The sequence below is a fragment of the Acinetobacter variabilis genome, assembly GCF_000369625.1.
Taxonomy (GTDB): Bacteria; Pseudomonadota; Gammaproteobacteria; order Pseudomonadales; family Moraxellaceae; genus Acinetobacter; species Acinetobacter variabilis.
This window is the reverse complement of record NZ_KB850112.1, coordinates 102,334-118,405: the sequence shown is the minus strand read 5'-3', so window position 1 is coordinate 118,405 and position 16,072 is coordinate 102,334. Positions and strand designations below refer to the sequence as shown.

At 43.6% G+C, this 16,072-nt stretch carries 11 protein-coding genes and 1 pseudogene; 6 read left to right on the top strand and 6 right to left on the bottom strand.

What is annotated here, in order from left to right; translation table 11 throughout:
* Positions 1-7: 7 nt before the first annotated feature.
* Positions 8-829 carry a 4-hydroxy-tetrahydrodipicolinate reductase gene (gene dapB / locus F897_RS03135; RefSeq protein WP_005233193.1) on the bottom strand — a complete coding sequence of 274 codons (822 nt, stop codon included), beginning with the start codon at positions 827-829 and terminating at the stop codon, positions 8-10.
* A gap of 369 nt (positions 830-1,198) precedes the next feature.
* Between dapB and F897_RS16910 the strand changes: the two genes are divergently transcribed.
* A protein-coding gene (locus F897_RS16910) for an IS3 family transposase (RefSeq protein WP_122959110.1) occupies positions 1,199-2,343 on the top strand; the annotation gives its coding sequence in 2 pieces (ribosomal slippage) (positions 1,199-1,463 and positions 1,463-2,343; 1,146 coding nt in all).
* Between the two features lie 310 nt (positions 2,344-2,653).
* Here F897_RS16910 and F897_RS03120 read toward each other — a convergent pair.
* A complete protein-coding gene (locus F897_RS03120; protein WP_004780426.1) occupies positions 2,654-2,851 on the bottom strand; it encodes a hypothetical protein in 198 nt (65 codons plus the stop codon).
* A 904-nt stretch (positions 2,852-3,755) separates the two neighbouring features.
* Between F897_RS03120 and F897_RS03115 the strand changes: the two genes are divergently transcribed.
* Complete coding sequence (locus tag F897_RS03115) at positions 3,756-4,457, top strand: IS1 family transposase (RefSeq protein ID WP_004730370.1); 702 nt, start codon at positions 3,756-3,758, stop codon at positions 4,455-4,457.
* Between the two features lie 37 nt (positions 4,458-4,494).
* On the top strand, positions 4,495-4,680 hold the full coding sequence (locus F897_RS03110; protein ID WP_005233192.1) for a hypothetical protein: 186 nt from the start codon (positions 4,495-4,497) through the stop codon (positions 4,678-4,680).
* Between the two features lie 171 nt (positions 4,681-4,851).
* Here the strand turns inward: F897_RS03110 and dnaJ are convergent, their stop codons facing one another.
* The 4 genes and pseudogenes from dnaJ to F897_RS03090 all read right to left on the bottom strand — a co-directional run bounded on the left by dnaJ (position 4,852) and on the right by F897_RS03090 (position 10,821).
* A complete protein-coding gene (gene dnaJ / locus F897_RS03105; protein WP_005233191.1) occupies positions 4,852-5,967 on the bottom strand; it encodes a molecular chaperone DnaJ in 1,116 nt (371 codons plus the stop codon).
* 103 nt (positions 5,968-6,070) lie between these two features.
* Positions 6,071-6,448 (bottom strand): hypothetical protein, encoded by a 378-nt coding sequence (locus tag F897_RS03100; protein ID WP_004780421.1) that lies wholly within the window; start codon positions 6,446-6,448, stop codon positions 6,071-6,073.
* Between the two features lie 141 nt (positions 6,449-6,589).
* A pseudogene (locus F897_RS03095) lies at positions 6,590-9,715 on the bottom strand (efflux RND transporter permease subunit).
* Positions 9,716-9,717: 2 nt separating this feature from the next.
* On the bottom strand, positions 9,718-10,821 hold the full coding sequence (locus F897_RS03090; RefSeq protein ID WP_005233186.1) for an efflux RND transporter periplasmic adaptor subunit: 1,104 nt from the start codon (positions 10,819-10,821) through the stop codon (positions 9,718-9,720).
* A 148-nt stretch (positions 10,822-10,969) separates the two neighbouring features.
* Here F897_RS03090 and F897_RS03085 point away from each other — a divergent pair, with 148 nt between their 5' ends.
* The 3 genes from F897_RS03085 (at position 10,970) to F897_RS03075 (ending at position 16,022) form a co-directional block, all read left to right on the top strand.
* Complete coding sequence (locus F897_RS03085; protein ID WP_005233185.1) at positions 10,970-11,593, top strand: TetR/AcrR family transcriptional regulator; 624 nt, start codon at positions 10,970-10,972, stop codon at positions 11,591-11,593.
* A 150-nt stretch (positions 11,594-11,743) separates the two neighbouring features.
* The gene (ppc, locus tag F897_RS03080) at positions 11,744-14,428 is read left to right on the top strand and encodes a phosphoenolpyruvate carboxylase (RefSeq protein ID WP_005233184.1); all 2,685 of its coding nucleotides are present in this window, start codon (positions 11,744-11,746) and stop codon (positions 14,426-14,428) included.
* A 298-nt stretch (positions 14,429-14,726) separates the two neighbouring features.
* The gene (locus F897_RS03075) at positions 14,727-16,022 is read left to right on the top strand and encodes a solute carrier family 23 protein (RefSeq protein ID WP_005233183.1); all 1,296 of its coding nucleotides are present in this window, start codon (positions 14,727-14,729) and stop codon (positions 16,020-16,022) included.
* The last annotated feature ends 50 nt before the right edge of the window (positions 16,023-16,072 follow it).

Genomic DNA, 16,072 nt, shown 5'->3' with positions numbered 1-16,072 from the left:
CGAAAATTTATACTTGAATATCGTTAAAACCAAGTACATCCTTCATGTCATATTTACGTGCATCACGACCAACGACCCAAGCTGCTGCACGTACGGCACCCGCTGCAAAGTTCATACGGTTGGTTGCTTTATGCGTAATTTCAACACGCTCGCCTTCGCCAATAAACATTGCAGTATGTTCACCGACAATATCACCGCCACGAATGGTCTGAAAACCAATGCTTTTACGTTCACGAGGACCCGTATGCCCTTCACGATGATACACCGCATCTTTTTTCAGATCACGACCCAGTGCTCCAGCAATCGCTTCACCCATCATAAGAGCTGTACCTGATGGCGCATCTACCTTATGACGGTGATGTGCTTCGATCACTTCAATATCGACCGTATCACCAAAGACTTTAGAGGCAAGTTCTAGCAGTTTGATCGAAACGTTCACACCAACCGAATAGTTCGCTGCATAGACCACTGGAGTTTCTTTTGCAGATTCATCCAGATAAGCCTTTTGTTCGTCATTCATACCAGTCGTACCAATCACGATCGCAACACCATTTTCACGGCAGATTTTAAGATGATTCACAGTCGCAGCAGGCGCAGTAAAGTCGATCACCACGTCACAGTTTTTGACCACTTCTTCAAGATGGCCGACAACCTTTACACCCAAGCTCCCTACGCCAGCCAGTTCACCGGCATCTGCACCAATGAGTGAGCTTTCAGGGCGCTCAACAGCTGCCGCCAATTGGTAACCGGCTTCTTTCACCGCCTGAATAAGGATGCGTCCCATACGGCCGCCTGCACCTAAAATCCCAATGCGTGGTGTCGCTGACATAACATAGTCCTGATGTTGATTCGAAATTGCTCTTACTATAGCAAAACTCGCTCATAACACTAAGATTGATCGCATAAAAATCAATGAAAAGAATTAAAGAAGGTCATGAGGGATTTTGATATGCAGTCCATATCAACAATAGTTTATGGACGAGTAAAAAGAAAATAATTCCGTTAGAGGAATAATGATTAAATGGTTAGTCAGAGATAAACTCATTTAAAGAAAATTCTAGTTAATAAGAATTAGATTTTAATTTTAAATAATTGAATTTAATAAGATAAAAAATATTTTTCAGAGATGGATCCGTAAATTTGAACAACTCCTATAAGTGATATTCTGCTCCTCAAATGATGTTATAAACATCAATATATGGAGTATTTTATGGCACGTAGACCAAGAAGAAATCATTCAAATGATTTTAAAGCTAAGGTAGCACTTGCTGCGATTAAAGCAGAAAAAACACTTGCTGAATTGAGTGCTGAATTTGATGTTCATCAAAACCAAATTATTGACTGGAAAAATCAATTGATCTCAGCTTCCTCGCAAGCTTTCGATCAATCAAAAGCTCCATCAGAACCCCCCATTGATCTTAAAAAGTTACATGCAAAAATCGGTGAGCAGGCATTAGAAATTGATTTTTTAGAAGGTGTGTTGAAGAAACTGGGCCGCTTCAACCACAAAAGTTAATCGACGACTCACTTCAGATTTCAGTATCTAAGCAAGCTAAGCTGCTGAAAGTCTCCCGTGGTTGTTATTATTATCGCCCAAAACCTGTTAGCTCATCAGATCTGAAGCTGATGCGATGTATTGATGAATTACATATGCAATATCCTTTTGCAGGCAGTCGTATGATGCGTGATTTGTTGAATCGTCAAGGGCATCATATAGGACGACGTCATACACGTACTTTAATGAAGAAAATGGGTATTCAGGCGTTATATTGCAAACCAAATTTAAGCCAGGCTAATCAAGCTCACCGTAAATATCCATATCTGCTCAAAGGGTTGGCTATTCTGCGCAGTAATCAAGTGTGGTCTACGGATATAACGTATATTCCTATGGCAAAAGGCTTTGTTTATTTATGTGCTGTGATTGATTGGCATAGCCGCAAGGTACTTGCGCATAGGGTATCGATTAGTATGGATGTGGATTTTTGTATTTCGGTTTTAAATGAAGCGATTGAAAAATATGGATCACCTGAAATATTGAATACAGACCAAGGCAGTCAGTTCACCAGTGATGCATTTATTGATGTATTGAAATCAAATGGCATTCAAATCAGTATGGATGGTAAAGGTCGATGGGTAGATAATGTGATGGTTGAACGATTATGGCGGAGCGTTAAATATGAAGAGGTGTATCTCAAAGCTTATAGCAGTGTCACAGATGCGAAAAAGCAATTAAGTGCATATTTTGAGTTTTATAATTTGAAACGACCTCATTCGAGTCTAGACAAAATGACACCAAATGAGTTTTACTATGATCAGCTACCCCAACAAAACAAGGTGGCTTAACTAGAGCGGAATATCACTTATAAATACGCTTTTAGTTGTTCAAACAAGTGGGACCACCTCTTTTCCATGGTACGTATGATCTTGATTTTTCATATTCAGATCATTTGCATTTAAGGGAAATATATTGAAACTCCAGTTTGACCACCTCAGCAATATAAGTATTACTGATATTATTGAATTAAATACCCATCATCGCGTACTGAAGCATATGCCCTTAGCGCATGGCATTATTTTCGATGAAACACGATGGATTGCTTGGGTAAATGGAAGTGTAAATCCATACTTTTTTAAATTTAGGAATGTTTAAGGATCACGCATCAAGTAGTTGACCAACTTCCAAGCTGGTATATCCACGTTCTTTAAAGATCAACACAATCGCTTTTTTATAGTCTTCACAAATAGATGTTTTATATTTAGTGATGAGTTGAATCTCGGAATTCAGCTCAAGGTCATTTTTTAAGGTCAAGACTTCGGTAGAGATCTTATTAAAAATCTTTAAATTAAACATACAGGCACCTGTTATCAGTTGTAGCGGCCCGACTACAACAAATACCTGCCTTAGCTCAGCTAGACACCCTTGGTCGCAAGGATTACAAATTAGAAAAAGTTCTGCAAGTTTTGAGGAATTGACAGATTAAATAACCTTCTAAATTCTTCCTATTTAGCAAGATTGCCAGCCTAAAAATTAATTTTATATATCAAATTCTTAATAATCTCATGATTGCTAAAAATTTAACAGGAACCAGTTTTTGTAACAATTCTTTTAATATTTCAGATTATTCATAATATTTTATTAGTCAAATGAATAGAGAGATCATTAATTCAGGATTTTCATATCCTGATGATGAGGTGATAAAGTATTTTCCCTGTCTGGCAAAAGTAGTAATCGGACTCTTTGTACGCTTTGGCTCACATCAATCTCGGCCTTTTGCTGCTATCCAGAATACTGGAAGTTTCCTATGATGAACTCATCAGGAACAGGAAGTTCCAAACAAGAATAACAATAGATCAGCACAAGGACAGTAAGGTACGACAGGAGTTATACCGAGCGAACCCATACGAAAAACCCCAGCAGGACGCTGGGGTTTTTCTTTTAGAATTTAAATTAAATTTCATTCTTTAGATGTGCAAATATGTGACATACATCACATTAAAAAATCCATTTTCTTATATATTTTGCCACTTGCTCAATTTTATGAGATTAATGATTAATCTTATATTTCAATTATTTAAATAACATCAAATTACATTACCAAACATAAGTACACACAAAAAAACATCAATATCTACATTTTATGTCAACATTTTTGCCAAGTGTACTGAGTAGTACACTATTTTTAATACAAGGAAATTTGGTGGTGTTTCAAAAAGTATGCTGAAAAAAACAATATGGCTTTTGATAAAATAGAGTTATGAAAATAACGCTACAAATCAAATGTCCTACCTGTCTAAGTAACAATATAAAGAGAAATGGCATCAAAGTAGATGGAAAACAAAACCATCAGTGCAAAGATTGCAAACGTCAATTTATTGGTGATCATGCATTAAGCTATCAAGGGTGTAACTCAGGTATTACCGGCAAGATACTACATTTAATGGTCAGAGGAAGCGGTGTAAGAGATATTGCTGAAGTCGAGCGTATCAGCATTGGCAAGGTATTACGAACCTTAAGTGAATCGATCTATCAGATTCAGCCTAAACAAAGCCACTACGAATGTCTTGAAGTCGATGAACTTTGGACTTTTGTAGGGAATAAGCAAAATAAACAATGGCTTATTTATGCCTACCATCGAGAATCTGGAGAAATTGTTGCTTATGTTTGGGGTAAGCGGGATTTAGCAACGGTTCAACGTCTTAAAGCTAGACTTAAAAAGCTTGGGGTTCAATATGCTCGAATTGCGAGTGATCATTGGGATAGTTTTATCACAGCATTTCAATGTTGCAAGCAAGTGATCGGTAAGTTTTTTACCGTCGGTATTGAAGGTAACAATTGTAGAATTCGTCATCGAATCAGGCGTGGATTTAGGAGAAGTTGCAACTTTTCTAAAAAGCTCGAAAATCATTTTAAAGCCTTTGATTTGACTTTCTTTTACCTTAATAACGGATTTGTTTAACGCCAGCATACTTTTTGAAACACCACCGGAAATTTATATGAAATTAGTTCAATTAACTTTTGCCGGGATAGCGTTAATTGCTGCATCACAAACTTTTGCTGCTGAAGAAGTAGCACAAACAGCTCCTGCTGCAACTGAAACAGCTGCATCTGAAGTTCAAGCTGCTGAAGCACCTGCAAGCGAAGCTCCAGCATCAGAAGCTCAAGCAACTGAAGCGCAATAATATGACAGGATTTATATTTCTCTGCGTGAGGGATATAAATCCTTCTTAAAAAGCCAATACTATTAAAAGAATAATTTTCTCATTATTTCTATCTAATAATGAACTTATACGTCTTTTCCGAATTTAAGCCATAAAAAAAGACGCCTGAGCGTCCTTTTTTATCGATCCAGATCAGTCAAACAACCGATCAAAGAAAGATTTTTTCTTTGGAGAAGACTGGCTGCCCTCATCTTCCATGGTCGCTTGCAACTCTTTTAACAGTTCACGTTGACGTGCAGTCAGGTTCACCGGTGTTTCTACAACAACACGGCAAAGCAGATCACCTTGCATGGTTGAACGTACTGGTTTCACGCCCTTACCACGTAGGCGGAACAGTTTACCGGTTTGCGTACCTTCAGGAATTTTCAGGCTGACACGACCATCTAATGTCGGAATCTGAACTTCTTTACCCAAAGCTGCATCCGCAATTGAAATTGGCACATCCATATACAGATCTGCACCGTCACGCTGGAAGATTTCGTGTTCACGTACCACGACTTCAACGTATAGATCACCTGATTGGCCATCACGGATCGCTTCACCTTTACCAGTCAAGCGTACGCGGTCGCCATTGTCCACCCCGGCTGGAATAGTAACTTCCAAAGTTTGCTGACGGTCAGATACACCTGAACCATGACATTTATTACATGGATTCTTGATGATCTTGCCCTGGCCACGACAGGTACTACAGGTTTGCTGTACCGAGAAGAAACCTTGCTGCATACGTACCCGGCCGGCACCATGACAGGTTGGACAGGTTTCAACATCGTTCGGATTTTTAGAACCTTTACCATCACAGGCGTCACATGGCGCTGGTGCAGTAAAAGTAATGGTTTTCTTAACGCCTTTCACTGCTTCTTCAAGGGTCAATTCCATCACATAGCGTAAGTCTGAACCACGGCGTTGACGTTGCTGGCCACGGCCACCCCCACCAAAGGCTCCACCGAAAATATCCCCAAACTGGCTGAAAATATCTTCCGCACTGAAACCACCGAAGCCGCCAGCACCACCACCCATACCACCTTCAAAGGCTTGATGGCCCATGCGGTCGTACATGCTGCGTTTCTCGCTGTCTGACAGAACTTCATACGCTTCTGAAGCCTCTTTAAATTTCTCTTCAGCTTCAGGATTGTCCGGGTTACGGTCTGGATGATATTTCATCGCCAACTTACGGTAGGCTTTTTTAATTTCATCATCACTAGCGGTTTTAGAGACGCCCAAAACCTCATAATAATCACGTTTAGCCATGTCTGGCGATGCTCCTCACGGAATTCTATTTAATATTGACTGTGGTCTAAAATTGGGGTTAAACCCAGCTTTACAAGGGGAATTCTGAAAAAAAATTGAAAGCTTAGAATACGGCTTTGTTTTGAGAAAATTTGAAGATACCTTTGAACCAGGCATTAATGAGGAAAATAATAGCAATAAAGCTGAATACCACACCTGCGACTGTGCAGGCTTTCACCCAAAGCTGGCTATCCCAGGCAAAGAAAAATAATGGAATGAACCAAAGCGCTGCAAAAATGGCGAGTACCGAATAAATTACAATATTGCGCATGATCCAGAGTGCCTGTGCCTGCAGCCAGACTTCAGCATAATCGATCTGGGTAATTTTACGTGCATACCAGTAGGCGAATATGCCGCTCACCACTGTAAACAAAGCAAAAAACATGAAGACATAAGCCATCGCCACGGAACGTCGCATCTTGATGAGTGTGTCTTGAGTCATGTTTAATCAACCTAAGTGTACGGCCCAGCACAAGCGAGTTCCGCAGCAGTATGTCTTTTTTGAGTTATTAAAAAATCAGGTACTACTATATTGAAATTTTCAATATTTCGCACCTGAAATTATGACAAATTTAAACAGAATTTAAACTTTTTTCACTTTAAACCATTGTGCATATAAGGCTGGCAGGAAAAACAGTGTTAATAGCGTTGCAACGATTAATCCTCCCATAATGGCAACCGCCATTGGTCCGAAGAAAATGCTTCTGGATAAAGGAATCATGGCTAGAACGGCAGCCAGTGCAGTCAGGACAATCGGACGGCAACGGCGCACTGTGGCATTGATAATGGCATTCCATTGCGATTCACCCGCCTGAATATCCTGTTCAATCTGGTCAATGAGAATCAATGAGTTACGCATGATCATGCCTGACAAAGCAATTGTGCCCAGCATGGCCACAAAACCAAAAGGTTTATTGAAAATTAACAGGAATAAGACCACGCCAATAATGCCCAATGGCGCCGTCAGGAAGACAATAAAGGCACGTGAAATACTTCTAAGCTGAATCATCAGCAAAGTCATCACCACTGCCAGGAACAATGGCATACCCGCATTCACTGAATTCTGCCCTCGCGCAGATTCTTCGACTGTTCCACCTACTTCAATCAGATAGCCACTTGGCATTTCTGCTCTGAGCTGCTCAAGTTGATCTTTCAACTCATTCACCACGGTTGCCGGTTGCAGTTGCGTCCGGATATCGGCCCGTATGGTAATGGTCGGTAAGCGATTCCGATGCCAGATCAGGCCTTCTTCAAAGCTATATTCGATCTTGGCAATCTGGGCCAAAGGAACTGAACTCCTATTTGTAGTTGGTACGGCCAGACTATTCAGTGAACCAACATCGACACGTTCAGCTTGATCACCCCGTAAACGGATTTCAATCAGTTCACGTTTTTCACGGTATTGATCAATCGCAGTTCCAGAAATTGAACTATTTAGAAAACTGGCCAAATCGCTACTGCTCACGCCAAGCTGACGGGCACGGTCCTGATCGATATCCAGTTTAATCACTTTACTTGGCTCGCCCCAGTCCAGATGCACATTAGTAGTATTCGGATTATCTCCGACCGTTGCTGCAACTTTCTGTGCCCATTGACGGACTAATCCCAGGTCTTCACCCGATACTCGGAACTGTAATGGATAGCCGACGGGTGGGCCATTTTCCAGCAGAGATACGCGGGTACGGGCTTCTGGTAACAGCACCCGAATCTGGTCGCTTAAGGATTTACGGATTTCATTGCGGTCTTCAAGTGATGAAGCCAATACCACAAACTGGGCAAAGCTGGCTTACGGCAATTGCTGGTCTAATGGCAAATAGAAACGCGGTGAGCCGGTACCGACATAGACCACATAGTTATCAATCCCCTCCTGTTTAGACAGGAAGTTTTCAACTTTTTTCACCGCAGCCTCAGTCGCTTTTAATGAAGCGCCCTCTTCCAGTTTCAGATCTACCAGAATTTCGGCACGGTTCGATGGCGGGAAGAATTGTTTAGGTACCAGATTAAACATCAAAATGGATAGCACAAAAATCCCGACAGTCGACGCAATGACTGCTTTACGGTAGGTGACACAGATATTCACCCAGCGACGAAAGCTTTGATAGAAGTTGGTTTGATAAGGATCATGATGTTCACCGGCATGATGCACCAGCGGCTCCAGTTCAGAGCGTTTGCGTAAACGCGCCGAGAGACGTTGATACCATGGCGCTCTCTGCACCAGATCCTTGTTAAAATCTGGCAGGAGTTTGTCACCCAGATAAGGTACAAACAGGACTGCGGCAATCCAGGACACCAACAGTGCCAGTGTCACCACCTGGAAAATCGAGCGAGTATATTCCCCGGTACTGGATGCTGCTGTCGCGATTGGCAGGAAACCGGCAGCAGTAATCAGGGTTCCGGTCAGCATTGGAAAAGCAGTCGTCCGCCAGGCATGACCGGCCGCCTGTAAGCGGCTAAAACCCTGCTCCATTTTGATTGCCATCATTTCTATGGCAATGATCGCGTCATCGACCAGAAGGCCAAGTGCCAGAATCAGGGCACCCAGAGAAATCTTATGCAGGCCAACATCAAACAGTTGCATCCCGGCAAAGGTCATCGCCAATACTAACGGAATCGAGAAAGCCACCACCAAACCAGTACGGAACCCGAGTGAGAAAAAACTCACCAAGAGAACAATAATCACGGCCTCGGCCAGAACTTTCATAAATTCATTAATACTGCGTTTCACTGCTACCGGCTGATCTGAAACTTTTTGCAGATCCATTCCTAAAGGCAAAGTTTTCTGCAAATGGGCAAATTCCTGTTCCAGATTTTTACCCAAGGCAATGATGTCACCGCCTTTACGCATCGATACGGCAATACCGATGCCATTTTCGCCCATAAAACGCATACGCGGTTGTGCCGGATCGGTAAAGCCACGATAAACCTCCGCCACATCGCCAAGCTGGATGGTCTTGCCATTCACCAGTAAAGGTAGCTGCTGCAGTTCTTCGACATTATTCAGCGCACCACTGACCCGCACCTGAATCCGGTCAGAACCGGTTTCAAAAAAGCCCGCCTGAGTCATGGCATTTTGCTGCTGCAGTGCCTGCTGAATGGCAGTGACCGGAATACCGAGCTGGGTAGCTTTGGTGTTGGAGATTTCGATCCAGATTTTCTGGTCCTGCAGACCAATCAGTTCAACTTTGGCAACATCCTTGACCCGTTGCAACTGTAACTGTAAACGGTCGGCATATTCTTTAAGCGTCGCATAATCGAAGTCATTACCCTTGATGACATAGATGTTACCAAAGGTATCACCAAACTCATCATTGAAGAATGGACCTTGTACGCTTTGCGGCAATTCATGCCGAATATCATTGATTTTCTTACGGACGTTATACCAGACATCCGCGACATCCTTGGAAGCCAAAGAGTCCTTGGCAATAAAAGTCACCATGGATTCCCCCGGACGGGAATAGGCCATGATCCGGTCATACTGTCCGGTAGTCATCAACTCTTTTTCAATCCGGTCGGTGACCTGTAAGGACACCTCCTTGGCACTGGCACCCGGCCAATAGGTCTGGATTACCATCACCTTAAAGGTAAACGGCGGGTCCTCACTTTGTGACAGTTTGGAATAGGACACGATACCCACCAAACCGAGCAGGATCATGAAATACAGTACCAGACCTTTATTTTTTAAGGCCCATTCAGACAGGTTAAAGTTCATGTTTAACTCCCTGCCTGAATTTTCACACTACGGTTTTCACGGTCAATCGGATTGATTTTTTGCTGATCACGCAGTAGATGAACCCCACCAATTACCACATAATCATCAGCCTTTAACCCACTGAGAACTGGCACAGAATCACGGCCATAAGCACCCAGCTGCACCGGCACTTTGCGGATGGTATAATCCGGCTTGACTACCATCACATAGGCCTGCTGATCGGTCGCTGAAACACTGGATAAAGGAACGCTAAGGATATTGTCCTGACTGTTCTGAAAGAACACCCGGGCACTCTGGCCGAGCTGAATCTGGCTATTACCCTCGCGTAAAGCCACTTTCACCCGGAAGGTACGCGATTGATCTGCTGCTGGTGAAATCTCACGAACAAAAGCGGTGAATTTTTCATTCGGTTTAGACCATAAAGTGACCCAGGCCGGCTGACCGGTTTTAATTTCGGAAATCGCCTGTTCAGGAACCCCAATCACGACTTCACGCTCACCAGCTATCGCCAGTTCAAAGGCAGCCTGCCCTGCTGCAACGACCTGACCAATTTCGATATTGCGTGCAGTAATCACCCCATTTTTATTAGCAATGAGCTGGTTATAAGCGGTCTGGTTTTTAGCCGTATCATAATTAGACTGGGCCTGTTTCAGATTTGACGCGGCTGCCTTATATTGGTTTTCAATCGCATCATATTGCGAACGGCTCACGGCATTGGTGGGTAACAGCTGCTTGAAACGCTGTAATTCATCCTGAGCAATTTTACTGGCCGATTGAGCACTTTCCAGCTGGGCACGTGCTGCATTTAATTGAAGTTGAGCATCTTTCACATCTAGGGTCGCCAAGATCTGCCCCACTTTTACCTGATCGCCCACATCGACAAAGCGCTGGGTGACCTGCCCGCCTACCCGGAACGCCAGTGCTGTTTGCTGACGTGCCTGGAGATCACCGGCATAGCTTTTCAATTCCTGATGTGAAGTTTTCGGTGTGGTCACCATGACAAATGGAACTTCCTGTTCTGCTGCAGCGCTGTCCTTGCTACATCCTGAGAAAGCCATACTGCATAGGACGATCATGCCAGCCAGTGCGCTCTGTATCGTGCTCATTATTGTTCGCTCTTATCTAATCATCATTTTTAGGGCAAAATAAGTAGATATATAAATTGCTTATTTTTTAATTAATATACCACCCGGTACACTAATTAGGATTCTGCAGTTAAAACAATGACCATATTGATTTTTTTTGGATGAAATTGTGCAAATACCGGTTGGACGACCCAAGGATCTGGAGAAACGCCAGCGTATTCTGAACGCAGCGAAACAGCTGTTTTTACAGCATGGTTATCATGGTTCCAGCATGAACCAGATTGCGCTGAAAGCCGGTGTGACCAAACTCACTGTCTATAATCATTTTCAGGATAAGGCCACGCTGTTTAGCTGTGCGGTTGAAGAAACCTGTGAGGCAATTCTGCAGGAATCTCCTAAAGTTCTGCAGCCTGATAGCGATTTTCAGCAGGAGCTATATCAGATCTGTTTACGTTCTTTCAATATTGCCAATCTGCCGGAAGCTCTCAAACTGGACCTGCTCATCATGCAACTGGCCTATGAAAAAAATCCGTTGGCGGAACGTTTTTATACGGCCTCACATATCAAGCTGAATCAGGCCTGGCATGATTTCTTTGAGCAGGCGCAGCAACATCAATTTATCCAGACTGATGATCCGCAACATCAGACCGAACTGATGGTGTCCTTACTGCTAGGTATGCGACATCACAAAGTCTTACTGAGCTTAAGCCCGTTACCTGACATGCAACAACGCCATCAGATCATTCAACAGGCCATCGAGATCTTTATGCTGAAATATGCGATTTCCCGTTAAATTTCTTCTATCTGGCCTGATCCTTACAACAGTATAAGGACTAAAATTCATCCAATTATCAACAAATGATATTCAACTTTTGTCTGCAAAAGACTTGGATTGTCATGCAGTCGGGGTATAGTCAAAGGAAGAATCGGAGGGATATAAAAAATGGTTCAACAGATTGATGCACCTCTACGCGAAGACGTACGTTTACTGGGTAATCTACTGGGAGAAACCCTGAAGTTACATGCGGGGCAAGATTTGTTTAATCAGGTCGAGCAAATTCGGGCCTTATCGAAAGGCGCTCGCGATGGACAGGTTGAAGCAGAAAAACAGCTGGAACAATTATTCCTGACTTTAGAAGATCATGAAATCCTGCCATTGACCCGTGCCTTCACTCATTTCTTAAACTTTGCCAATATTGCCGAACAGTACCATGTGGTACGTCGTCGCCGTCAAAGCGAATTTGAGGAAACTACAGAATCTCCAAATCCTCTGGTGCCTTTATTTGAGAAATTCAAACAGCAAGAAATTTCTGCAGAAACCTTATATCAGCAAATCTGTGAATTAAAGATTGAACTGGTACTGACCGCACATCCAACAGAAGTCAGCCGACGCACCCTGATCCAGAAATATGATGGCATCAATAATGCCCTGTCCAAATTTGACCAGCAGAAACTGACCCCACGTGAACGTCAGGCAGTCTTGGCTGACTTAAAACAGCTCATCAGTTCTGCCTGGCAAACTGATGAAATCCGTCAACATCGCCCAACCCCGGTGGATGAAGCCAAATGGGGCTTTACGACAATTGAACAGACCCTCTGGAATGCTGTACCTAAATTCATTCGTGAACTGAACGGCATGGTTGAGGAGCAATGCGGACAGACCCTACCACTGGATGTTGCTCCGGTACGTTTCGCTTCCTGGATGGGTGGCGACCGGGATGGCAACCCGAATGTGACACATAATGTGACTCAGGAAGTATTGTGGTTGTCGCGCTGGAAAGCAGCTGATCTGTATCTGCGTGATATTGAAAACCTGCGCTGGGAACTTTCTATTCAGCAATGCAGTGATGAAATTACACAGGCGTTAGGCCATCAACATCCTGAACCGTACCGTGAATATTTACGCGATATCCGTGAACGTCTAAAAATCACCCGTGCCTGGCTGGCTGAAAAACTGCATGGCAAAGATGCGGATGATAGCCGGGTGATTAAAAGTAAAGATGAGTTATTAAAACCTTTACTGACCTGTTATCGCTCATTGATGGCGTGCAATTTAGCAGAACTTGCCAATAGCAGTCTGCTGGACCTGATTTACCGGGTAAACTGTTTCGGAATTGAACTGCTCAAACTGGATATCCGTCAGGAATCTGGTCGTCATCGTCAGGCCATTTCAGCCATTACTGAATATCTGGGTCTGGGTAATTTTGAAACCTGGACTGAACAGGCCCGTCAAAACTTCTTGCTGCAGGAACTGCAAAGTAAACGTCCTTTACTACCTAAACACCTGAATGAACCAGCGGGTAGCCTGATTGAACATCCAGATGTGCAGGAAGTGTTTACCACTATGCGCACGCTGGCTGAACAGCCAAGTGAATCTCTGGGTGCCTATATTATTTCCATGGCCGAATACCCAAGTGATGTGCTGGCTGTCTTGCTGCTGCAAAAAGAAGCCGGAATTAAACAGCCTTTACGGGTAGTACCTTTATTTGAAACCTTAAAAGATCTCGACGGCGCTGCTGACACCATGTCGACACTCTTTAATATGCATTGGTACAAACAGCATATTCAGGGCAAGCATGAAGTCATGATTGGTTATTCGGATTCGGCCAAAGATGCCGGCTTTATGTCAGCCAACTGGGCACAGTACCGTGCGCAGGAAGAACTGACCGCAGTTGCTAAACAGCATGGTATCCAGCTAACCCTGTTCCATGGTCGTGGCGGCTCGATCAGCCGTGGTGGTGCACCAACCCAGCAAGCGCTGTTCTCACAACCGCCGGGTTCGATTTCAGGCGCCATCCGGGTGACTGAACAGGGTGAGATGATTCGCTTTAAATTTGGTCTGGAAGAAATCGCGCTACAAAATCTAGAAATTTATACTGCAGCGACTTTGGAAGCGACTTTATTACCGCCACCCGAACCGAAACCGGAATGGCGTGATCTGATGCATAAAATGACGGATCTGTCGGTACAGGTCTATCGTCAGACAGTACGTGAAAATCCACATTTCGTGAAATACCTGCGTACCGTGACTCCAGAACTGGAATTACAAATGTTGCCGCTTGGTTCACGTCCTGCCAAACGTAAGGTCAGCGGCGGGATTGAATCCTTGCGTGCTATTCCCTGGGTCTTTGCCTGGACTCAAATTCGTTTGATGTTACCGGCTTGGCTGGGTACAGGTGCCGCATTAAATGAGGTACTGGATCAAGGGCAACGTACAATTCTGGATGAGATGCTAACCGAATGGCCTTATTTCCAGACCCTGATTGATATGCTGGAAATGGTACTCTCCAAAGCAGACAGCAATGTCGCGCTCTATTACGAATCGCATCTGACCCAAGATGAAGATCTGAAAGAGCTCGGCACAGAGCTGCGTCAACGCTTGCAGGATGCGATCCAGACCTTATTAACCTTAAAAGGGGAATCTAAACTGCTCAGCAGTAATGGCGTCTTGGACCAGTCCATGACCGTGCGTAAACCTTATCTGTTGCCGCTCCATTTACTGCAAGCCGAACTGATGAAACGTCGTCGGTTATATCTGGAACAGCAGCAGGCTGAACACACTCCGGTCGATCATGCCCTGATGGTGAGTATTGCCGGGATCGCAGCTGGTTTACGAAATACCGGTTGATTTTTTTCTCTTCCATTTAAAGCACATCTACACGATGTGCTTTTTTATTGATCAGTCAATAGCCAAAAAAAGCTTTATTTATATATCAAATTAAAATTACTTATAGAAGTTGAATATGAATTTTCCGGGAATTAATCCACTGATTTAACTTTAGTTTTGATTTAAAAAACTTTTACCGCACGGTAAAATATCAAATAAAGTCATAGAATTAATTTGAACAAAAATTTTGTTTCACTGATTAAATCTTCTAAAAAACAAGAGTATGATGTGCACAATTTATCTTTTGAGTGCTCATTTTATGTCCAATTGGTTTCCCAAGTGGCGTCCTTATGAGGGTAGTATCGATGCACGACCAGTAGGTACCGCAGAGTATTTACCGCCTGCCCAGACCCTGATCTTGGGGGTACAACATGCCTTTGCCATGTTCGGTGCGACGGTACTGGCGCCATTTCTAATGGGTTTTGATCCCAATCTGGCCATTTTAATGTCGGGGATCTGTACCATCCTGTTCTTCCTGATCACGGGTGGTCGTGTACCAAGTTATCTGGGTTCAAGCTTTGCGTTCATTGGGGTAGTGATTGCGGCAACCGGTTATGCAGGTGCTGGCGGACTGAATCCAAATATTGGTGTCGCCGCTGGCGGGATTATTGCCTGTGGTGTGCTTTATGCCTTAATGGGTGTTCTGGTGATGGCAACGGGAACCCGCTGGATTGAAAAACTGATGCCGCCTGTCGTGACCGGTGCGGTGGTGATGATTATTGGTCTGAACCTGGCCCCTGTGACCGTGAAAAACGTCATGGGTAATACCTTTAATATGTGGATGTCACTGGTGACCGTACTGTGTATGGGTTCCATTGCAGTGTTTACCAAAGGTCTGGTACAGCGTTTATTGCTCTTGATCGGTTTATTGCTGGCTTACTTCATTTACTACATTTTAAGTAATGTGATGGGCTATGGTACTGCAATTGATTTTGCGCCAATTCAGCAAGCTGGCTGGTTTGGTGTTCCGAGCTTTCATGCGCCTGTATTTGATACCAATGCCATGCTGATCATTGCGCCTATTGCCCTGATTCTGATTGCAGAAAACTTGGGACATATTAAAGCCGTAGGTGCCATGACCGGTGAAAATCTGGATCCGCATATTGGTAAAGCCTTTGTAGCGGATGGTATTGCGACTACCCTGGCAGGTGGTGTGGGCGCACCGGGTATGACCACCTATGGTGAAAATATTGGTGTGATGGCCGTTACCCGTGTCTATTCAACGATTATCTTTGCTGTTGCGGGTGTATTTGCGGTATTCCTCGGTTTATCACCGAAATTTGGTGCGATTATTCATACCATTCCAACGGCGATTTTAACCGGCGCCTCTATTGTAGTCTTTGGTTTGATTACTATTGCCGGTGCGAAAATCTGGATCGAAAATAAAGTCGATTTTTCACAGAACAAAAACCTGATGGTGGCAGCAGTGACCATTATTTTGGGTACAGGTGACTTTGCTCTAACCTTTGGTAACTTTAACCTCGGTGGAATTGGTACAGCGACCTTTGCTGCGTTATTCCTGAACTGGTTCTTTAGCCTGGTCGATAAAAAATAATTCGAAGACTTAAATTTTCAAGCAGCCTCCGGGCTGCTTTTTTTATATCG